This window comes from Streptomyces sp. NPDC096012, from assembly GCF_040426375.1.
Lineage (GTDB): Bacteria > Actinomycetota > Actinomycetes > Streptomycetales > Streptomycetaceae > Streptomyces.
The window spans coordinates 96,419-116,916 of the sequence record NZ_JBEOTD010000024.1 but is presented as its reverse complement, the minus strand read 5'-3'; the positions used below and the strand labels follow the sequence as shown (position 1 = coordinate 116,916).

At 71.2% G+C, this 20,498-nt stretch carries 19 protein-coding genes, 1 tRNA gene and 1 pseudogene; 11 read left to right on the top strand and 10 right to left on the bottom strand.

The genetic code is table 11. The annotated features are described in order from the left end of the window. Positions 1 to 26 precede the first annotated feature (26 nt). On the top strand, positions 27 to 2,375 hold the full coding sequence (locus tag ABVB68_RS22855) for a GH92 family glycosyl hydrolase (RefSeq protein WP_353602961.1): 2,349 nt from the start codon (positions 27 to 29) through the stop codon (positions 2,373 to 2,375). Between the two features lie 113 nt (positions 2,376 to 2,488). On the opposite strand, the gene ABVB68_RS22850 is transcribed toward ABVB68_RS22855, so the two are convergent. Both ABVB68_RS22850 and ABVB68_RS22845 read right to left on the bottom strand, forming a co-directional pair. Next, positions 2,489 to 2,562: transfer RNA gene (locus tag ABVB68_RS22850), tRNA-Pro, on the bottom strand. A gap of 45 nt (positions 2,563 to 2,607) precedes the next feature. Continuing rightward, positions 2,608 to 4,035 (bottom strand): MFS transporter, encoded by a 1,428-nt coding sequence (locus ABVB68_RS22845; protein ID WP_353602960.1) that lies wholly within the window; start codon positions 4,033 to 4,035, stop codon positions 2,608 to 2,610. A gap of 300 nt (positions 4,036 to 4,335) precedes the next feature. Between ABVB68_RS22845 and ABVB68_RS22840 the strand changes: the two genes are divergently transcribed. After that, positions 4,336 to 4,914, top strand: a complete 579-nt coding sequence (locus ABVB68_RS22840; RefSeq protein WP_353602959.1) for a TetR/AcrR family transcriptional regulator — start codon at positions 4,336 to 4,338, stop codon at positions 4,912 to 4,914. A 43-nt stretch (positions 4,915 to 4,957) separates the two neighbouring features. On the opposite strand, the gene ABVB68_RS22835 is transcribed toward ABVB68_RS22840, so the two are convergent. Further along, entirely contained in the window at positions 4,958 to 5,473 is a 516-nt protein-coding gene (locus ABVB68_RS22835) for a hypothetical protein (protein WP_353602958.1), read from the bottom strand. Positions 5,474 to 5,602: 129 nt separating this feature from the next. On the opposite strand from ABVB68_RS22835, the gene ABVB68_RS22830 reads away from it, so the two are divergent. Further along, a complete protein-coding gene (locus tag ABVB68_RS22830) occupies positions 5,603 to 5,947 on the top strand; it encodes a cupin domain-containing protein (RefSeq protein WP_353602957.1) in 345 nt (114 codons plus the stop codon). Between the two features lie 274 nt (positions 5,948 to 6,221). Beyond that, a complete protein-coding gene (locus ABVB68_RS22825; protein WP_353602956.1) occupies positions 6,222 to 7,382 on the top strand; it encodes a Gfo/Idh/MocA family protein in 1,161 nt (386 codons plus the stop codon). Here ABVB68_RS22825 and ABVB68_RS22820 read toward each other — a convergent pair. Together ABVB68_RS22820 and ABVB68_RS22815 are read right to left on the bottom strand one after the other, a co-directional pair. Then, on the bottom strand, positions 7,346 to 7,954 hold the full coding sequence (locus tag ABVB68_RS22820; RefSeq protein ID WP_353602955.1) for a poly-gamma-glutamate hydrolase family protein: 609 nt from the start codon (positions 7,952 to 7,954) through the stop codon (positions 7,346 to 7,348). The genes ABVB68_RS22825 and ABVB68_RS22820 overlap by 37 nt on opposite strands. Before the next feature lie 10 nt (positions 7,955 to 7,964). Next, positions 7,965 to 8,996, bottom strand: coding sequence for a LacI family DNA-binding transcriptional regulator (locus ABVB68_RS22815; RefSeq protein WP_353602954.1), 1,032 nt, complete (start codon positions 8,994 to 8,996; stop codon positions 7,965 to 7,967). A 113-nt stretch (positions 8,997 to 9,109) separates the two neighbouring features. Here ABVB68_RS22815 and ABVB68_RS22810 point away from each other — a divergent pair. The 3 genes and pseudogenes from ABVB68_RS22810 to ABVB68_RS22800 all read left to right on the top strand — a co-directional run. Further along, a pseudogene (locus tag ABVB68_RS22810) lies at positions 9,110 to 9,253 on the top strand (phytanoyl-CoA dioxygenase family protein); the annotation flags it as partial. Between the two features lie 8 nt (positions 9,254 to 9,261). Further along, the gene (locus ABVB68_RS22805; protein WP_353602953.1) at positions 9,262 to 10,053 is read left to right on the top strand and encodes an SDR family oxidoreductase; all 792 of its coding nucleotides are present in this window, start codon (positions 9,262 to 9,264) and stop codon (positions 10,051 to 10,053) included. A 35-nt stretch (positions 10,054 to 10,088) separates the two neighbouring features. Continuing rightward, entirely contained in the window at positions 10,089 to 11,108 is a 1,020-nt protein-coding gene (locus ABVB68_RS22800; RefSeq protein ID WP_353602952.1) for a Gfo/Idh/MocA family protein, read from the top strand. Between the two features lie 403 nt (positions 11,109 to 11,511). Here the strand turns inward: ABVB68_RS22800 and ABVB68_RS22795 are convergent, their stop codons facing one another. From ABVB68_RS22795 to ABVB68_RS22775, 5 genes are all read right to left on the bottom strand, one after another. Beyond that, positions 11,512 to 11,694 (bottom strand): hypothetical protein, encoded by a 183-nt coding sequence (locus tag ABVB68_RS22795; RefSeq protein ID WP_353602972.1) that lies wholly within the window; start codon positions 11,692 to 11,694, stop codon positions 11,512 to 11,514. Positions 11,695 to 11,906: 212 nt separating this feature from the next. After that, positions 11,907 to 12,815, bottom strand: a complete 909-nt coding sequence (locus ABVB68_RS22790; protein ID WP_353602951.1) for a sugar phosphate isomerase/epimerase family protein — start codon at positions 12,813 to 12,815, stop codon at positions 11,907 to 11,909. A gap of 1 nt (position 12,816) precedes the next feature. Next, positions 12,817 to 13,728, bottom strand: coding sequence for an ATP-binding cassette domain-containing protein (locus tag ABVB68_RS22785; protein WP_353602950.1), 912 nt, complete (start codon positions 13,726 to 13,728; stop codon positions 12,817 to 12,819). Between the two features lie 6 nt (positions 13,729 to 13,734). After that, positions 13,735 to 14,811, bottom strand: coding sequence for an ABC transporter permease (locus tag ABVB68_RS22780; RefSeq protein WP_353602949.1), 1,077 nt, complete (start codon positions 14,809 to 14,811; stop codon positions 13,735 to 13,737). Continuing rightward, entirely contained in the window at positions 14,811 to 15,830 is a 1,020-nt protein-coding gene (locus ABVB68_RS22775) for a sugar ABC transporter substrate-binding protein (protein ID WP_353602948.1), read from the bottom strand. The genes ABVB68_RS22780 and ABVB68_RS22775 overlap by 1 nt, the downstream gene beginning before the upstream one ends. A 296-nt stretch (positions 15,831 to 16,126) precedes the next feature. Here ABVB68_RS22775 and ABVB68_RS22770 point away from each other — a divergent pair, with 296 nt between their 5' ends. The 4 genes from ABVB68_RS22770 (at position 16,127) to ABVB68_RS22755 (ending at position 20,371) form a co-directional block, all read left to right on the top strand. Continuing rightward, the gene (locus ABVB68_RS22770) at positions 16,127 to 16,912 is read left to right on the top strand and encodes a GntR family transcriptional regulator (protein ID WP_353602947.1); all 786 of its coding nucleotides are present in this window, start codon (positions 16,127 to 16,129) and stop codon (positions 16,910 to 16,912) included. Between the two features lie 272 nt (positions 16,913 to 17,184). Beyond that, on the top strand, positions 17,185 to 18,498 hold the full coding sequence (locus ABVB68_RS22765; RefSeq protein ID WP_353602946.1) for an ABC transporter substrate-binding protein: 1,314 nt from the start codon (positions 17,185 to 17,187) through the stop codon (positions 18,496 to 18,498). 8 nt (positions 18,499 to 18,506) lie between these two features. Beyond that, positions 18,507 to 19,487 (top strand): carbohydrate ABC transporter permease, encoded by a 981-nt coding sequence (locus ABVB68_RS22760; protein ID WP_353602945.1) that lies wholly within the window; start codon positions 18,507 to 18,509, stop codon positions 19,485 to 19,487. Then, the gene (locus tag ABVB68_RS22755; protein ID WP_353602944.1) at positions 19,484 to 20,371 is read left to right on the top strand and encodes a carbohydrate ABC transporter permease; all 888 of its coding nucleotides are present in this window, start codon (positions 19,484 to 19,486) and stop codon (positions 20,369 to 20,371) included. Before ABVB68_RS22760 ends, ABVB68_RS22755 begins: the two co-directional genes overlap by 4 nt. Positions 20,372 to 20,498: the final 127 nt, after the last annotated feature.

Genomic DNA, 20,498 nt, shown 5'->3' with positions numbered 1-20,498 from the left:
GGCTTTTCGGGGAGGCGCTTCCGCCCATGAGATGGACCCATCCGCCCACGAGTTGGGCCCGCCGCCTACGCGGCGCAGGCACGGTGGTCGCGGCGGCAGCCCTGCTCGGGGCCGCCCTCGCCGCGCCCACGGCCCAGGCCGCCGCCCGGCAGGACGGCCAACTCACCGATCTCGTCAACCCTTTCATCGGAACCCAGAACGAAGGCAACACCTATCCCGGCGCGGCCGTGCCCTTCGGGATGGTGCAGCTCTCACCGGACACCGGCCACAACACCGGCTACGACTACTCCCAGAACCACATCCGGGGCTTCTCACTCGTCCATCTCTCCGGCGTCGGCTGCGGCCTGGGCGGGGACCTGCCCGTGCTGCCGACCACCGGTGACGTCACCGAGACGGACTACGCCAAGTACGCCGCCGAGTTCGGTCACGACGCGGAGACGGCGAGCCCCGGCTACTACAAGGTCGGTCTGAAGACCGGCATCGACGCCGAGCTGACCGCGACCGCCCGCACCGGCGTGCAGCGCTACACCTTCCCCGCCACCGACAAGGCCAACGTCCTGCTCGACGCGGGGCAGTCACTGCACCGCACGGTCGCCAGCAAGGTCGAGGTACTCGACAACCGGACCGTGCGCACCTCCATCACCGGCAGCGGCTTCTGCCAGGACACCAAGCCGTACACCGTCTACACGATCACCCGCTTCGACCGCCCGTTCACCGCGTTCGGCACCTGGGACGGCTCCACGGTCACCGACGGGTCGCGGACCGGACGGGACGGCGCGTACGTCCGCTTCGACACCGGCAGGGACCGGACCGTCGAGGCCACGACCGCGCTCTCGTACGTCGACGCACACGGCGCCGAGGTGAACCTCCGCGCCGAGGGCGGTCGTTCCTTCGACCAGGTCCGCGGCGCCGCCCGGCGAGCCTGGGAGGACCGGCTCGACGACGTCCGCGCCCAGGGCGGGAGCGACACACTGCGCCGCACGTTCTACTCCTCCCTGTACCGGTCCTTCCTCGCGCCCAACATCGGCAGCGACGCGGACGGCCGCTACACGGGCTGGGACCAGCGGATCCACCGCGCTCGCGGCTTCACGTACTACCAGAACTGGTCCCTGTGGGACACCTACCGCACCCAGTCCCAGCTCCTGTCGCTGCTCGCGCCCCGCGAGGCCCGCGACATGGCGATCTCCGTCATCAAGATCGACGAGGAGAGCGGCTGGCTGCCCAAGTGGGGGTACGGCACGGTCGAGACGAACATCATGACCGGCGACCCGGTCACCCCGTTCCTGACCAACGCCTACCAGCAGGGCCTGCTCAAGGGCTACGAGGAACGGGCCTACCGCGCCCTGAAGAAGAACGCCGACGGGGTGCCGCCCGCCGACTCTCCGGCCGTCGGGCGCGAGGCCAACAGGGAGTACATCGCCGGCGGCTTCGCGCCGTACGTCAAGGGCCGCCCGCACGCGAAGCCCGGCGACTCGGACTACGACCACGGCGCCTCCGCGACCCTGGAGTACGCGCTGTCGGACGCGATGCTCGGCGAGATGGCCCGAGATCTCGGCCATGGCGCGGACGCGGCGCGCTACGCCGCCCGCGCCCAGAACTACCGCAGGATCTTCGACGCCTCGACCGGCTTCTTCCGCGCGCGCGACGCCTCCGGTGCCTTCACCGGTCCGGACGACCCGGCCAGGAGCGAGGGATTCCACGAGGGCACGTCCTGGCAGTACCAGTGGCTCGTGCCGCAGGACCTGCCGGGAATGGTCGACCTGATCGGCGGCAAGCAGGCGGCCAACGACCGGCTGGACTCCTTCTTCGCCTACGGGCAGCTCGTGAAGGATCCCGCGAAGACCGCCCGCGAGGTGTGGGTGAACGGCCCGTACGACTACTACAACGCGGACAAGTACAACCCGCAGAACGAGCCCGACCTCATCGCCCCGTACACGTACCTCTCGACCGGCCAGCCCTGGAAGACCACCGACGTGGTGCACGCCGCGCTGACCCTCTTCACGGACACCCCGACCGGCATGACCGGCAACGACGACCTCGGCACCATGTCCGCCTGGAACGTGCTGTCCTCCATCGGCGTCTTCCCGGTGCAGCCCGGTTACGACACCTGGGGCCTGTCCACACCCGTCTTCGAACGGATCGACCTCACGCTCGACCGCCGCTACTACCCGCGTGGCTCGCTCACGGTGACGGCACCGGGGACGTCCGACAGCCGCCGCTACATCCAGTCGGCCCGGGTCGACGGCTCCCCTTACGGCCGCACGTATCTGACGACGGATGCCCTGCGTGACACCCGGTCGCTCGCGTTCACGGTCGGCGCCGAGCCGTCCGCATGGGGAACGACCGCCGAGGCGGGGCCACCTGCGCTGAAGTGACCCGCGGGCCACGGCCGAGCGCGAGGACGATCGGGCTCGGTCGTGGCCGCACATGATCGAGAGGCCGTTTCAGAACTTGTCTGAAACGGCCTCTCACCTGCGACTTCGTAAAGTCGGGACGACAGGATTTGAACCTGCGACCCCTTGACCCCCAGTCAAGTGCGCTACCAAGCTGCGCCACGTCCCGCTGCGGTCTCACCCGGGGTGTCCCGTGTGATCACGCAGGTCAACCCTACCGCACCCGGGCCGGTGTGCGTGCCTCCCCCGCCGCGACGGGGTCCAGGATGCCGGCGGGGCGGCGGACCGGGACGAGGAGGGCGGCGCCGGCCGCGGCCAGGCAGAGGAGGGCCAGCAGGACCCAGCCGTGGGTGTAGCCGGAGGCGTAGGGCAGGCCGGACGGCTGGAGCCGGCCGGTGACCAGGACGCTGGTGAGCGCCGCGCCGATGGAGCCGCCGATGGTGCGGATGTTGGCGTTCATGCCGGTCGCGGCCCCGGTCTGCTCGGGCGGGACGCTGCCCACGATGAGGTTGGCCATGGAGGCGAAGGCCAGTCCGACACCGAGCCCGAACAGACCCGCGACGACGGCGATCTGCCACTGCTCGTCATGCCAGAGGGTGAGGAAGCCGCAGGCCAGGGCGCCCAGGGTGGCACCGGTGGTGAGCAGGGCCTTGGCGCCGACGCGGGGTTCCAGCCGGCCGGAGAGGATTCCGGAGACGAACATGGCGAGAAGCATCGGCAGCATGAGCAGGCCCGAGGCGGTGACGCTCGCGCCGAAGCCGTAGCCCGCCTCGGTGGGCGTCTGGACGAAGCCGGGCAGGAAGGACCAGATGGCGTACATGCCCGCACCGAAGAGCAGGGCGGCGGCGTTGGTCGTCCGGACCGCGGGCAGGCGCATCACTCGCAGGTCGATCAGCGGACTGCGGGAGCGCGCCTCGGCGGTGAGCCACAGGGCGAACAGCACGACGGCGGCGGCGAACAGGCCGAGCGCCTTCGGCGAGGTCCAGCCCCACTGCCCGGCCTGGCTCAGCGGCAGCAGCAGTGCCACCAGCCAGGCGGACAGCAGCACGGCACCGAACCAACTGACCGTGCCCTGTGCCCTCTTGGGTGATTCGGGGACGTAGCGCAGGGCGATCAGGACGGTCACCGCGACGATGGCGACCGGGATCCAGAACAGCCAGCGGTAGTCGAGCGCGGCGACGATCGGTCCCGCGGCCACCATGCCGACGCCGCCGCCCGCGGCGATCACCGCGGAGAGGTTGCTGATGCTGCGGCTGACCTGGGCCGCGGCGAACTCGTCGCGGATGATGCCGAAGGACAGCGGGAAGAGGGCGCCGCCGACGCCCTGGACGACGCGGGCGACGATGAGCACGCCGATGTTCGGGGCCAGTGCGGCCACGAGACAGCCGGCGAGCACGGTCACCAGGACGGCGACGAGGGTCCGCTTCCTGCCGGCGAGGTCACCGACCCGGCCGAGTATGGGGGTGAAGACCGAGGCGGACAGCAGATAGGCCGTCATCACCCAGGTCGCGGTGGACTGGGAGGTGTGCAGGGCGTGCTGGACGGTCGGCAGGGCCGGCGCGATCAGCGACTGCAGCATGGAGAACACGCCGGCACCGGTCGCGAGGACCGCGAAGGTGAGGCGCGTGGACGTGCGGGGCATGAAGAAGCCTCTCCGGAATCCGTGACGCGGAGGGTGAACGAAAGGACGGGCGGGCCGTGCGGCCCGTACGACGGTGGTGCCGCGGGCGGCCGTACGGCCCCTTCGGCCGGGGTGCCGTGGGCGGCCGTGCCGCCCGTTCGGCGGGGTGCGGTGGGCCGGCGCCCGGACGCGTCCGTCCACGGCGGAGCCACCTCCGCACTGCTAAAGTGGAGGTACGCCTCCACTGTAACGGAGGCACACCTCCGGTTCAAGGAGCGGAGGCCCGCATCCGCTTCGTTCGTCCTCTCCCAGGAGGCAGCAGTGACGGCCACGCCGTTCCCCGCCGGCGAGATCGTGGTGACCCGCCGCCCGCACCGCAAGGACGCCGCCCGCAATTACGACGCCCTGCTCGTCGCCGCCCGCGAGGCGTTCGCCGAGCACGGCTCGGACGCCTCCCTCGAGGACATCGCGCGCCGCGCGGGCGTGGGGATCGGCACGCTGTACCGGAACTTCCCCACGCGCCGCGATCTGTTCGAGACCGTCTACGCGGACGAGGTGAACACCCTGTGCCGGACCGCCGCGGAGCTGGCCGGGCATGAGCCCTGGGCGGCGCTGACCGCCTGGCTGGACCGGTTCGCCGGCTACATGGTCACCAAGCGGGCCGTACGCGAGGCCCTGGACAACGAGTCGGACATCTTCACCGCCTGCCGCGACTCCATGTACGCCGCCGGCGGCCCGCTGCTGGAGCGCGCCCAGCGGGCGGGCGTGGCGCGGCCCGACATGGACTTCGGCGATCTGCTGCGGATGGTCGCCGGAATCACGGCGACGGTCTTCGACGACGACAGCCAGCGCGACCGGGTCCTCGCGATCGCGCTGGACGGGGTACGCACCGGACGCTGACCACCGGACGCGCCGCCCGCCCGGCACTCACCGCCGCGCCGCCCTACTTGATGAGCGCGTTCGCCACCACCACGATCACGCCGAGCAGCGCGTCGCCCAGGCCGACGAGCAAGGCGGCCGGCCAGCGTCGCGCCGACCAGCGGGCGGTGATGAGACCGAGCACGAACAGGATCAGGATGTTGAGCGCGAACGCCGCGTACTCGACGCCGTTCGCGGGCCACCACCCCCACCGCGAGCCCGCGAGCAGCAGGACCGTGGGCAGCACGACCGCGACCAGCGGCCACTCGTTGCGCAGGGCGAGCAGGATGTCCCAGCGGCGGTGCGGGGCGCGCTCGGCGATGTAGTGGGCGTATCCATGGGCGAGGGCGGACGCGCACGCGGTCACCAGCACCCATGCGGCGTCGTAGCCGCGGACGTCGGCGGAGGTGTGCCCGTACCGGGTGAGCGCCGCGACCATCGAGCTGGCGAGGACGGCCCCGTACACCCCGCCGAACAGGATGATCTCGCGCGCTTCCAGGTGCCGGGACGTCGCCGTGCGGGCGGCCGTGGAGTCAGCCATCTCCCCACGATCACCCGCTCCTCCCCTCCCCGCCAGTCCGCAGGCCCGACGAAGTGTCCTCCGACCAGGCCGGATGCCGCACACACTGTCGACGGCGGCGGCGCGGCGGTCCTCGCTAGGGTCGGCCGTATGACGCACAGCTTCGCGCTCCACATCCCGGACGCCGACCTCGAACCCGAGCCGCTCGACCCCGGGCAGATCGTCTCCGGAAGCCCGGAGGTGACCGGCAAGGTCGTCTGGGAGTCGCCGGACGGGCGGCAGATCCGCGGGATCTGGCAGATCACTCCGGGCGTGGTCACGGACACCGAGGCGGACGAGCTGTTCGTGGTGATCAGCGGCTCGGCGACGATCGAGGTCGAGGGCGGCCCGGCGCTGCGGGTGGGACCCGGCGACATGGCGGTGCTGCGCGCGGGCGACCGTACGACGTGGACCGTGCACGAGACGCTGCGCAAGGCCTACGCGATCAGCCTGTGAGTCACCCCGGCCCGGGTCGCGGCCGCGCCCTGCCCGTGAGTCCGTCCTCTGGCGGCACCGCAGTCAGCCCGTGACTCCGTCCCCTGGAGGCGCCGTCGTGCCCCGGACCTCGAGCGTCGGTGCCGGGCTGTCAAAGGGGCCCGGTCGGATACGGGCGGGCCCGATCGCGCCGGGAGAAGGGCCTGGACGGTCCTGGCGGGACACGTTGACAGCGACTTCATGTCCGGACATGGTGGCCGTGACGGGAGATGGACCGGTCCACGGAGAGGCTGTCATGGTGGATGCGCTCGGTGTCGCGGTCGTCGGGTTCGGCTGGATGGGCCGGGTGCACACCCAGGCGTACGCCCGTCTTCCGCACCACTACCCCCGCCTCCCGCTCCGCCCGCGGCTGGTCACGGTCGCCGAGGAGGTGCCGGGGCGGGCCGAGGAGGCCGCCGGGCAGTTCGGGTTCGCCTCCGCCACCCGCGACTGGCGCGAGGTGGCCGCCGATCCACGCGTGCGGGCCGTCAGCGTCACCGCGCCGAACTTCCTGCACCGGGAGATCGCCGTCGCGATGGCCGAGGCCGGCAAGCACCTGTGGATCGAGAAACCGGTGGGGCTGACCGCCGGGGACGCCCGCGCGGTCGCGGACGCCGTCGCCAAGGCGGGCGTTCAGGGCACGGTCGGCTTCAACTACCGCAACGCGCCCGCCGTCGAGGCCGCCCGCGAGCTGATCGCGTCCGGCGAGATCGGCACCGTCACGCATGTCCGGCTCCGCCTGTTCAGCGACTACGCCGCCCACCCGGACGCTGCCCTGACCTGGCGGTACGAGCGTGAGCGCGGCGGCAGCGGGGTGCTCGGCGATCTGGCCTCGCACGGCGCCGACCTGGCCCGCTTCCTGCTCGGCGACATCGTCTCCGTCACCGCCGACACCGCGATCTTCGTACCGGAACGGGCCCGCCCGGCCGGCGCCACCGCCGGTCACACCCTCGCCTCCGGCGGCGAGCCGGGCCCGGTGGAGAACGAGGACTACGTCAACTGCCTGCTGCGCTTCGCCTCCGGCGCGCGGGGGGTGCTGGAGGCCTGCCGGGTCTCGGTGGGCGAGCAGAACAACTACGGCTTCGAGGTGCACGGCACCAGAGGGGCGGTGTTCTGGGACTTCCGCCGGATGAACGAACTGCGCGTGAGCCGCGGCACGACGTACCAGGACCAGCCGGTGAGCACGGTGTACGTCGGCCCGGGCGCCGGCGAGTTCGCCGCTTTCCAGCCGGGCGCGGCCAACGCGATGGGCTACGACGACCTGAAGGTCGTCGAGGCCTACCGCTTCGTCCGCTCGGTCGCCGAGGGCACGGCGTACGGTGCGACGCTGACGGACGCCGTCCGCAGCGCGGCCGTGCTGGACGCGATGGCACGGTCCGCTCAGCTCGGCTCCTGGGTGGACGTCGCCGGGGACTGAGCGAGCCGCAGGACACCGGCGGCGAGGGCGTCCACCACCGGCTGCGGGGGCGTGTCGGCCGGACCGGTGGTCCGGGCCAGGAGCGGCAGTTCCACCTGCACCCCGCCCAGCCGGGTGAGGTTGACGGGGTTTCTGGGGTGCAGGCCGCGCAGGGCGGCCGGCACCTCCTCCAGATCGGTGACCGCCCGGAACCGGGGCGCGAGGGCGAGCAGTTCACCGGCGAGGACCTGCGCCGCCTCGCGGTTGCGGCCGCCCAGGAAGAGGCTGCGCGGGGCGTGCGGGCGCCTATGACCGTGCAGGGACACCGTGAGCGACACCGCGTCCAGGAACTCGCGCAGCAGCGCGCAGTGGTCCACCGCCATGAGCGGGGACGGGATGTGCACGGGCCGCCGTGCCCCGGGCTGGGTGAAGACCAGGCTGGTGGCCCGGCAGCGGCGCGCCACCTGCTCCGCGAGTTCGGCCGTGCCCCCCTCGTTGCTGCCGTGCAGCGCCAGCAGCCCGACGCCGTTGCCCGGGAGGAGGGTGGCCAGAAGCGGCACGCCCTCGATCTCCACGCGTTCGGTGCGGATCACCGGTCCTCCCTCACTCGGCCTGCCGCACGGGCATGTTGTACGGCGTGACGACCTGGATCGCGGACGGCAGCGCCGGGCCGGCCGGGGGCAGCGCACCGTGCGCGCGCATCACCAGACGGCAGGCCTCGCGCAGGTCCTGGCGCAGGTCGTGGTGGAGCACGGCGGACAGCCGGTGCTCGCTCAGCAGGCGGGTGTTGTCGTGGTCGAGGTCGTGGGCGACGAACACGGCGCACTCGCGGCCGAGGTCGGCGAAGGCCCGCAGGGTCGCGTCGTTGCCGCCGCCGATGGAGTACACGGCCCGGATGTCCGGGTCGCGTACGAGGGCGGCGCGGACGAGGTCGTACTGCGTCGCGTCCAGGCCCTGCCCCTCGGCGATCTCGACGAGGGTCCGTCCGGGCCGGCGGGCCCTCATCACGCTCCGGAAGCCCATCTCCCGCTCCTCCTCGTTGCGGAAGAAGCCGCTGCTGAGGCTGGTGAGGACGTTGCCCGGCCGGTCGCCGAGCCACTGGTCCGTCAGATAGGCGGCGGTCGCGCCGGCCGCCCGGTTGTCGATGCCGACGTAGGCGAGGCGGCCGCTGGCGGGGAGATCGGTGACGAGGGTGACGACCGGGATGCCGGCGGCGGTGAGACGTCCGACGGCGGCGGTGACCTCGGGGACGTCCGGCGCCTTGAGGATCACACCCTGTGAGCCGCGCCGGGCGATCCGGTCCAGCGTCGCGACCTGCTCCCGCACCGGTCCGGTCTCCCGGAAGTGGAAGCGGGAGCGGACCACCGCCGGGTGCAGGGACGGCAGTTCGGCCTCCAGGGCGCCGCGCACGGCGGTGGTGAACCGCTCGGGCGCCCGCACCACGATGTCCACCATGAACGTCCGGCCCACCAGCCGGACCTGGGTGTGCTGCCGGTCGAGGTCGGCGATGGCCCGGTGGACCTCCTGCGCCGTGCTCCGGCGCACCCCTCCCCTGCCGTTCAGCACACGGTCCACGGTGGCCTCGCTGAGACCCGCCTGACGCGCGATCTCCCGGATCGGGAACGGGTGACCCACGGACCGCCTCCTTGAGGGGTTTTTGACGGCTGTCTGCTGGTTGTTCGACGGGTTTGTACTGACAAGAATGACAGGACCGTGCCGCTCCCGCGCCCGAAAGAAGGACACCGATGTCCAACCTGGACCGCGATCCGCCGGTCGAAGGTCTGGCCCCGCCCTCGCAGGCGGACCTGGTGCGGCGGGCGGTACGCGAGGAGTGGACGCCGGGACGGCTGCGCACCGAACTTCGGGCCGGCCGCGAACGCCGAGAGAGCTGAGGAAGAGCATGGGACGTCCCGACGGGCCCCTGCTCCGGGACAAGGTCGTCCTGGTCAACGGCGGCACTCAGGGGGTGGGGGCCGCGATCGCGCGGGCCGCCGTCCGCGAGGGCGCCGTCGTGGCCGTGACCGGACGCCGGGCCGAGCCGGGCGAGGCCCTGGTGGCGGAGCTGACGGCGGCCGGGGGCGAGGCCCTGTTCGTGCGGGCCGACCTGGCGGACGCCGAGCGGGCCAGGGCGTCGGTGGCCGAGGTCGTGGCCGCCTGGGGCCGGATCGACTGCCTGGTCAACTCGGCCGGACTGACCGCCCGGGGCACGCTGCTGGACACCACGCCGGAGCTGTTCGACGCGCACATCGCGATCAACCTCAGGGCGCCCTTCTTCGCCATGCAGGCGGCGGTCGCCGATATGACGGCCCGCGGGGCGCCCGGCACGATCGTCAACATCATCACCTCGTCGGCGCACGGCGGCCAGCCCTTCCTCGCGCCGTACGTGGCCGCGAAGGCGGGCCTGACGGGCCTGACCCGGAACGCGGCGCACGCACATCGCTGGGACCGGATCCGGATCAACGGACTGAACATCGGCTGGACCGCGACCGAGGGCGAGGACGCCACCCAGCGCGCCTTCCACGGCGCCGGCGACGACTGGCGCGAGCGGGCCGCGGCCCGGCTGCCCATGGGCAGGCTCGGGCAGCCGGACGAGATCGCGGACTTCGTGGTCCTCCTGCTGTCCGACCGCTCCGGCGTGGTCACCGGCTCGGTGATCGACTGGGACCAGAACGTACTCGGTGGACTCGACTGACCGTCCCCGCAGCCCCTCCGCACCCTAGGAGCAGTATGCGCATCGGAATCCTCGGCCTCGGCCGCATCGGCGCCTTCCACGCCGAGACCCTCTCCGGACTGGGCGCCGTCGAGTCGCTCGTCGTCGCCGATCCCTTCGCGGACGCCGCCAAGGCCGCCGCGGAGCGGTTCGGGGCCGAGGTCGCCGACTCGCCGGAGGCACTCCTGGCGGCCGGGGTGGACGGCCTCGTGATCGCGGCGGCCACCGACGCCCACCCGGCGCTGATCCGGGCCGGAGTGGCGGCCGGTGTGCCAGTCTTCTGCGAGAAGCCGGTGGCTCGCACCATGACGGAGGGCGTCGAGGTGCTGAGGGCCGTGCGCGGGCACGGCGTCCCGATCCAGATCGGCTACAACCGCCGCTTCGACGCGGGCTTCGCCGCGGCGCGGGCCGCCGTGCGGGCCGGTGAGCTGGGTGAGCTGCACACGGTCCGCTGCACGACCCTGGACCCGGCGCCGCCGCCGGCCGCCTACGTCGCCGCGTCCGGCGGGATCTTCCGGGACTGTTCCGTGCACGACTTCGACATCATCCGCTGGGTCACGGGCCGCGAGGTGACCGAGGTGTACGCGGTGGGCGGCAACCGGGGCGCCGGCTACATCAAGGCGGCGGGCGACGCCGACACCACCGGCGCGGTCCTCACGCTCGACGACGGCACCATCGCGGTGGTCTCCAACTCCCGGCACAACAAGCGTGGTTACGACGTGCGCATGGAGCTGCACGGCTTCGGTGACTCGATCGCGGTCGGCCTGGACGACAGGCTGCCGCTGCGCTCGGTGGAGCCGGGCGTGAGCTTCCCGGCCGGCACCCCGCACGACTTCTTCATGGACCGCTTCAGCGAGGCCTACCGGGCCGAACTCACCGCGTTCACCGAGGTCGTGGCGGGTGCCCGCCCCTCCCCCTGCACGATCGAGGACGCCCTGGAGGCGGGCTGGATCGCCGAGGCCTGCACCCTGTCGCTGCGCGAGCACCGGCCGGTGACGCCGGCGGAGGTGCGCGGGGGTGACACCACGGGGGCGTGACTCCACGGGGTCTGACCCTGCGGGAGGGCGGTCGCTGCACGGGGGCGGACGCTCCGCGAGGTCTGCCCCTGCGCGAGGGCTCACCCTGTGCAAGGGCGGAGCGCGGCGCGAGGGCGGACGCTGCGCAAGGGCGGAACACGGCGCGAGGGCTCACCCTGCGCAAGGGCGGAACACGGCGCGAAGGCTCACCCTGTGCAAGGGCGGAGCGCGGCGCGAGGGCGGACGCTGCGCAAGGGCGGAACGCGGCGCGAGGGCGGAAGGCGGCGCGGCACCGTGGCGTCCGCGACCGCCGTGACCGGTGCGCGACCGACCACGTGCGCCGGCGACCGCGGCCGGCCGGGCCACCGGTGCCGGGCCGCGCCGGGAGCCTGATCGCCCACGGCGCGGTCCCGCCCGGCGCGACTCAGAGGCAGTAGCGGACCAGCCACTCGTCGGGGTTGTAGGCATCCCGCGCCGGGTCCCTGGGCAGGGCGGGGCGCGTCTCCACCACGTCCTCGGGCCGCACCCGCTCCGGCAGCGTCCCGAACCGGGCGCGACGGGCGCCCTCGGCGGTGTCCGGCGCCGGTTCAGGGTCCGTCCCGTGCACGTTCCGCTCGTGCTCGGTGTTCGCCTGGTGTGTCAACTCGGCCTCCCCGGGGTTGTCGCGACCCGTACCCGTCTTGGACGTGCTCAGGAGGATTTCGGTTGCGGGCCGGGTTCGCCGGGCTCCCGCGAGGCCGCGCCGCCGTGCCGAGCGGGCGCCGCACCGCGGGTGTGTCAGCGCCGGCGTGCCGCCGCCCGCCGGGGCGGCGGCACTCCTCAGGCGCCGCAGGACCGCAGGAAGCGGCGGGTGCGTACCGCGATCGGCAGCGGGGTGTCCGGCTCGCACGGGTACATGTCCTGCTCGACGATCGCGAACAGCTCCACGCCGAGCCGCTGCGCCGCCTCCAGTACCGGTCCCAGCTCGGGCACCCCGGTGGGCGGTTCGCACATCACGCCCCGCTGCACCGCGGGACCGAACGGCACCTCGTGCGCGACCACCTCGGCGAGGACGTCCGGGTCGACCTGCTTGAGGTGCAGATAGCCGATGCGCTCGCCGTAGGTCTCGATCAGCTTGACGCTGTCCCCGCCGCAGTAGGCGTAGTGCCCGGTGTCCAGGCAGAGGTTGACCAGCTCGGAGTCGGTGGAGTCGAGGAACCGTTCGACGTGGTGCTCGGTGTCGATGTGGGTGTCGGCGTGCGGGTGGACCACGATGTCCAGGCCGTAGGTCTCCCGCACCTCGTGGCCGAGGCGTTCCATGCCCTTGGTCAGGTGCGCCCACTGTTCGGCGGTCAGCTCCGGCGGCTCGAGGATCTCGGCGGTCTTGTCGTCGCGCCAGAAGGAGGGGATCACCACCAGGTGCCGCGCGCCCATCGCCTGGGTGAGCGCGGCCACCTGGCCGACGTGCGCCCAGGTCTCCTCCCAGACCGACGGGCCGCGGTGCAGGCCGGTGAAGACCGTGCCCGCCGACACCTTCAGGTTCCGCCTAGCCACTTCCTCGGTGAGCCGCGCCGGATCGGTGGGGAGGTAGCCGTAGGGGCCCAGTTCGATCCACTCGTAGCCGGCCTCACAGACCTCGTCGAGGAAGCGTTCCCAGGGGACCTGGCGGGGGTCGTCGGGGAACCAGACGCCCCAGGAGTCGGGGGCCGAGCCGACCCGGATGCGGTCGAGAGCACGGGGGTGCGCCATGTCAGGTGGTCCCTTCGGGGGAGTCGGCCACCGGTGCGGTGAGGTCGCCCTCCTCGGGCAGTTCCTGCACGTCGACGCCGCGCACCTCGGCCAGTTCGTGCTTGAGCGCGGCGAGTTCGGTGCCGCCCGCCATGTGGTCGGTCAGCTCGTCCAGACTCACCTCGCTGCGCTCGGCGCTCAGCTCCAGGGTGCCGAGGCGCAGCACGCTGAAGTGGTCGCCGACCATGTAGGCGTGGTGGGGGTTGTGGGTGATGAAGATGACGCCGAGGCCGCGGTCGCGGGCGGCGGCGATGTACTTGAGCACCACGCCGGACTGCTTGACGCCGAGGGCCGCGGTCGGCTCGTCCAGGATGAGGACGCGGGCGCCGAAGTGGACGGCGCGGGCGATCGCCACGCACTGGCGCTGGCCGCCGGAGAGGGTGCCGATGGGCTGTTCCAGGTCGTCGAGGACGATGCCCATGTTGCGCAGTTCGCGGTCGGCGGTGGTCTTCATCCGGGCGATGTCCAGGCGGCGGACGGGCCAGGGCCCCCGGGTCAGCTCGGAGCCGAGGAAGAAGTTCCGCCACACCGGCATCAACGGGACGGTGGCCAGGTCCTGGTAGACGGCGGCGATGCCGCGGCGGAGGGCGTCGCGGGGGCTGGAGAAGCGCACCGGTCCGCCGTCCACGAGGAACTCGCCCTCGGTGTGCTGGTGCAGCCCCGAGATGATTTTGATGAGGGTGGACTTGCCGGCGCCGTTGTCGCCGAGTACGCAGGTCACGCGGCCCGCGTGGACGGTCAGGTCGACGCCGTGCAGGGCGCGGACGTTGCCGTAGGACTTGCCCGCGCCGCGCAGTTCGACCAGGGGGCCGCCGGCCGCGGGCGCGGTGTCCTCCAGGACGGCGCCGTGGGTTCCGGTTCCGTTGTCAGTCATCGGTGGTCACCTCCGGGTCGCCGTGCGCTGGACCCATAGATTGATCAGGACGGCGCCGAGCAGCATGACGCCGAGGAAGGCCTTGAACCAGTCGGGGTTCCAGCCGGCGTAGACGATGCCCTGCTGCACCATGCCGAACATGAAGGCACCGAAGACCGGGCCGATCGCGGAGCCGTAGCCGCCGGTGAGCAGGCAGCCGCCGATGACGGCCGCGGCGATGTAGATCAGCTCCTGGCCGACGCCCTCGCCGGACTGCACGGTGTTGAACGAGAACAGGTTGTGCATGCCGATGAACCAGGCACCGAAGCCGACCAGCATGAACAGCGAGATCTTGGTGAACTTCACCGGGACGCCGACGGCGCGGGCGCTGTCCTTGCTGCCGCCGACGGCGAAGATCCAGTTGCCGTACTTGGTGCGCAGCAGCACCCAGGTGGCGAGGGCGGCGAAGACCAGCCACCAGATCACGGTGATCTTCACCTGGACGCCGCCGACGTCGAAGGAGGAGGCGAAGATCTTCTTGGCCTGGTCGAAGCCGTCCATGTCGCTGATGTCGTCGGTGGCGACGTTGCCGGTGATCGACTTGGTCACGGCAAGGTTCACGCCCTGCAGGATCAGGAAGGTGCCGAGGGTGACCAGGAAGCTGGGCAGCCCGGTCTTCGTCACCATCCAGCCGTTGAAGGCGCCGATCGCGAGGGAGACGACCAGGGCGACGATCACGCCGGTCCACACGTTCAGGGTCAGCTGGTAGCTGACCATGCTCGCGGTGAGCGCCGAGGTGATCACCGCGACGCCGGCGGACAGGTCGAACTCCCCGCCGATCATCAGCAGGGCCACCGGCAGAGCCATGATCCCGATGGTCGAGGACTGGTAGAGGATCGTGGCCATCGAGCTGCCCTGGCGGACCGAGGGGGCGACGATGAGGAAGAAGACCAGTACGGCGGCGGCGCCGAGGAAGACGCCCACCTCGGGCCGGGCCAGCAGCCGCAGCGCCAGCGGGCGCCGGGCGGTTCGGCCGTCGGTGTTCTTCGGACCGGACGCGGGCGGCCTGCCCACCGCCGGCTCTGCCTGCTGGGCCATACTCATCACCGGGTGCCCTTCGCGGCGTACTCGGCGACCTTGTCGACGTTGGACCTGTCGACGAAGGCCGGGCCGGTGAGCACCGGCTGCTCGCCGCCGCCGCTGTAGTTGCCGTTGTTCTTGTAGAGCCACAGGCCGTCGACCGCGAGGTAGCCCTGGAGGTAGGGCTGCTGGTCCACGGCGAACTCGATGCTGCCGTTCTGGACGCCCTTGACGAGTTCCTTGTTCAGGTCGAAGGTGGCGACCTTGGCCTTGCTGCCCGCGTCGGTCACCGACTGGACCGCGGTGAGCGCGAACGGGGCGCCGAGGGTGACGACGGTGTCGATGGAGTCGTCCTGCTTCAGCTTCGCCGTGATCGTCGACCGCACGGAGGGCATGTCGGTGCCGTTCACGTACAGCGTCTCGGTGGTGCCCTCGAAGGTCTTCTTCACTCCGTCGCAGCGCTGGGTCAGTCCCACGTTGCCCTGCTCCTGGATCACACAGGCGATCTTCTTGGCCCCGGTGGTGTTCAGCTTCTTGCCGAACGCCTCGCCCGCGACGCTCTCGTCCTGCCCGAAGAACTCCAGCAGACCGAGCTTCTTCCAGTCGCTGAGGCCGGAGTTGAGGCCGACGACCGGGATGCCGGCCCGCTCGGCCTTGCCGAGCACGTTCTTCATGGCGTCGGGCTTGGCCAGGGTGACGGCGATGCCGTCGACCTTCTGGTCGATCGCGTTCTGCACCAGGTTGGCCTGGTTGCCGGCGTTCGGGTCGGCCGAGTAGACCAGCTTGACGTTGTCCTTGGCGGCGGCGGCCTGCGCGCCCTTGCGGACGGTGTCCCAGAAGGTGTCGCCGGCTGCCTGGTGGGTGATCAGGGCGACCGTCATCCGGGGGGTGTCGGCCTTGCCGACCGCGGCGTTCGCCGCGGCCTCCTCGGCTTTCCTGCCGCCGTGGCTGCTCGCGCAGCCCGTGAGGATCAGGGCCGCCGCGGCGGCCGCGGCCACCAGCGGCGCCGGCCTGCGGGAGCGCGAGCGAGAAGAGCGGTCCATCTTTCCTGCACCTCACTGTGCGACGGGGGAGGGACGCTGTTGCGTTGGGACGGGATACAAGTCCGTGCGGAGCCCGCTGTCAATAGTTTGTTAAGACATCATTTCACGTGGTGGTCCGAATGTAAGTACAAACCATTGACATCCTCGTGGCACTCACCTACATCTGGAGAGGCGCGAGCCGCTCGACGACTCGATCGATTCCTGTCTGCCCAGTACACCGCAGTCGACGCCGGACGGCACCGGCTGATCACCGGACGGTCGGGCGATCACCCGGCCACCGGAAAGGAGGTGCCGCGATGGCGAGGACCGGCGATCCACTCCGCCCCGCGCCCGGTGCCGCGCTCGCCTCCCTCACCTTCACCCTGGACCGCACGAGCCCGGTGCCGCTGTACCACCAGTTCGCCCAGCAGCTGGAAGCGGCCATCGGGCGGGGCGCGCTGACGCCGGGGAGCCTGCTCGGCAACGAGGTCGACCTGTCCGCGCGCCTCGGGCTGTCCCGCCCCACCGTCCGCCAGGCGATCCGCTGCCTGGTCGACAAGGGACTGCTGGTGCGCCGCCGCGGGGTCGGCACGCAGGTCGTGCACAGCAGGGTCAGGCGCCCGCTGGAACTGAGCAGCCTCTACGACGACCTGGAATCGGCCGGCCAGGGCCCGACCACCCGGGTGCTGCGCAACGAGCGGATCCCGGCGACCGCGGACGTGGCCGCGGCGCTCGGTCTCACGGAGGGCGCCGAGGTCACCGTGCTGGAGCGAATGCGCCGCACCCACGGCCGGCCGGTGGCCCTGCTGTGCAACCACCTGCCGGCTCCCCTGCTCGAACTCGCCACGCCACGACTGGAGTCGACGGGGCTGTACCGGATGATGCGCACCGCCGGAGTCACCCTGCACAGCGCCCGGCAGTCGATCGGCGCCCGCGGCGCCACCGCCGGGGAGGCCGCGCTGCTCGACGAGGAGGAGGGCGCGGCCCTGCTCACCATGCGGCGCATCGCCTACGACGTCTCCGGCCGGCCGGTGGAGTACGGCAGCCATGTCTACCGGGCGTCCCACTACGCCTTCGACTTCCAGCTGCTGGTCAGACCCTGAAGCGGAACCACCCGTGTTCACAACGCCCCCGCGTCCGCCCGCGCCGTGGCGGCTCATTCGATCACCGGGCCGGGCAAGTTCCCAGGTGACGATGACGATTACGGTTCGGGCAAGAGACCACCCAGTACGGGCACGCCTATTGACGCATGAGCGGACGTGGGGCTGTCATTACGCCCACGATGTTCGGTCGAGTTGATTTCTGAGCGCTTCCGACAACCTTTCGGTGATCGACTCACCCCCTTGGCCGAACCCTGTATTCCTCAGGAGCCGCCATGCGCTTCTCCCCCTCCGGTCATCCGGTCTCCGCTCCCAGCCGTCGTTCGCTGCTGCGCGGAGCGGGCGGTGCCGCCGTGCTCGCCGGTGCCGGCACACCCTTGCTGTCCGCCTGCGGCGGCAGCGGTTCCGCCGCCGATCCGAAGACCGTCACCGTCGGCTCCAACGCCTCGGACGCGGTGCCGAAGAAGGCCTTCGAGAGCGTGTACGCGGCTTTCAAGAAGCAGTCCGGCCTCACCGTCGACGTGAACACGAAGGACCACAACACCTTCCAGGAGCAGATCAATTCGTATCTGCAGGGAACGCCGGACGACGTGTTCAACTGGTTCGCCGGCTACCGCATGCAGTTCTTCGCGGCGAAAAAGCTGGCCGCCCCGGTCGACGACGTCTGGGCGAAGATCGGTGACGGATTTCCCGAGGCGATGAAGAAGCTCAGCAGGGGCGAGGACGGCACGTACTACTTCGTGCCGATGACGACGTATCCGTGGGCGATCTTCTATCGCAGAAGCGTCTTCCGGCAGCACGGCTACCAGATCCCCGCCGGCTGGGACGACTTCGTGGCCCTGCTGAAGCGGATGAAGAACGACGGGCTGGTCCCGCTCGCCTTCGGCGACAAGGACGCCTGGCCCGCGATGGGCACCTTCGACCAGATCAACTTCCGGCTCAACGGCTACGACTTCCACGTCCGGCTGATGGCCGGCAAGGCATCCTGGACCGACGCCAGGGTGAAGGCCGTCTTCGACCACTGGACCGAGATCCTCCCCTACCACCAGGACGGTTTCATGGGCCGCACCTGGCAGGACGCGGCGCAGGCGCTGGTGGCCAAGAAGGCCGGCATGTATCTCCTCGGCTCCTTCGTGGCCCAGCAGTTCACCGCCGCGGCCGACCTCGACGACCTCGACTTCTTCCCCTTCCCCGAGCTCGACTCCGCGCACGGCCAGGAGACGGTCGAGGCGCCGACCGACGGCTTCATGGTCAGCAGGTCCCCGAAGAACCACGCGGGGGTGGTGAAACTGCTGGAGTACCTGGGCAGTCCGGCGGCCGAGGAGGTGTACCTCAGGACCGACCCGAGCGTGGTGGCCGCCTCGGACAAGGCCGACACCTCCGCCTACTCGGCCCTGCAGAAGAAGGCGTTCGAGATGATCGGCGGCGCGAAGAGCCTCACCCAGTTCATGGACCGCGACAGCCGCCCGGACTTCACCTCGACGGTGATGCAGCCCGGACTGCAGAAGTTCCTGCAGAACCCCAAGGGCGTGGACAGCCTGTTGTCGTCCATCGAACGCCAGAAGAAGACCATCTTCGCGTCCTCGTGAGCGGTCCGATGACGACGAACACGACGACGAAGAGCCCGGAGCCGGCGGCCGCGCCGCTTCCGGGCACCGCGCCCGGCCGGAAGCGGATCGCACGGGGCCACCGCCGGCTGCTGACCCGCCGGGACCGCCTCACGCTCGCCGTGATGGCGGGCGTGCCCACGCTGCTGCACGTGGCCCTCGTCTGGGTCACCGCCCTCGCCTCGGTCCTCCTCGCCTTCACCAGCTGGGACGGCATCGGGTTCGACTCGATCCGGTGGGTGGGCCTGGACAACTTCCGCCAGCTCTTCGGCGACAACCCGCAGTTCTGGCCGGCCGTCCAGCACAACGTCGTCTGGTTCGTGGTGCTGATCCTGGTCCCGACGCCGTTCGGCCTGTTCCTGGCCCTGCAGCTGGACAAGCGGATCCGGTTCAGCCGGGTCTACCAGACCGCCTTCTTCCTGCCGGTCGTCATCTCGATGGCCTGCATCGGCTTCGTCTGGCAGCTCGTCTACAACCCGGACACCGGCCTGATCAACAGCATCGTCGGCGCCAACGAACCCGGCCACTACATCGACTGGATCGGCGACCCCCGGCTCAATCTGTGGGCGGTCCTCGTCGCCGCGTCCTGGCGGCACACCGGCTACATGATGATCCTCTACCTGGCCGGCCTGAAGAGCGTCGACCCGTCGCTCGGGGAGGCCTGCGCACTGGACGGCGCGAGCGAGTGGCAGACGTTCCGGCACGTCGTCTTCCCCACCCTGCGCCCGACCAACACGATCGTCCTCGTCGTCACCGTCATCGAGGCGCTGCGCGCCTTCGACCTGGTCTTCGTCTTCAACAAGGGCGCCCAGGGCACCGAGTTGCTGTCGATCCTGGTCACCGACAACATCATCGGTGAGTCCAGCCGCATCGGTTACGGCTCCGCCATCGCCGTGGTGCTGCTGGTGATCTCCCTCGCGGTGATCGTCCCGTATCTGATCGCCACCTTCCGCAAGGAGCGGCGCGCATGAGCGGCACCACCGTCCCGCCGAGGCGGCGCGCCCCGGTCCGGCCCGCCCGCGTCCTGCTGCACGTCTTCCTCGCCGGCACGGCCCTGGCCTGGCTCGCCCCGCTGCTGTGGGCGGTGTTCTCGGCCCTGCGCCCGTACAGCGAGACCAGCGACAAGGGGTACGTCTCCTGGCCGCACACGCTGAACCTGGACAACTTCACCCAGGCGTTCCGGCAGTCGGACATGCTGCACTACTTCGGCAACACGCTGGTCATCGCGATCCCGGCGGTGCTGCTGACACTGTTCCTGTCGTCCTGCGTGGCGTTCTACGTCAGCCGTTTCGACTTCCGCCTCAACCTCGCGCTGCTGCTGGTCTTCACGGCCGGCAACCTGCTACCGCAGCAGGTCGTCATCACCCCGCTGTACCGGATGTACCTGCTGACCGACCTGCCGGGCGTCACCGCGAGCGGCAAGCTGTACGACTCCGCGCTGGGCCTGGTCCTGATCCACGTGGCGTTCCAGTCCGGGTTCTGCGCCTTCGTGCTGAGCAACTACATGCGCTCGCTGCCCCATGAGCTGACCGAGGCAGCGCTGGTCGACGGAGCCTCGGCGTGGCGGCTGTACTGGCAGATCACGCTGCCGCTGTGCAAACCGGCGATGGCGGCCCTGGCCACCCTGCTGTCGATCTGGATCTACAACGACTTCTTCTGGGCGCTGGTGCTGATCTCGACGGGTGAGAACATGCCGGTCACCTCCGCCCTGAACAACCTCTCCGGTCAGTACTTCACGGACCCCAACCTGGTCGCGGCGGGCTCCCTGCTGACGGCGATCCCCACCCTGGCCGTCTACTTCGCGCTCCAACGCCAGTTCGTCAGCGGGCTGACCCTGGGCTCCGCCAAGGGCTGAGACATACCGCGGGGCATCCCACGGCTCGCGGGTCACCGAGCTGTCCGTGCCGCCCGGCCACGGGCGGACCAGGGACCGCGGCGGCGCGGTCGTCGTCCGCGGGGCGCGGGTCCTCGCGGTCCCGGGC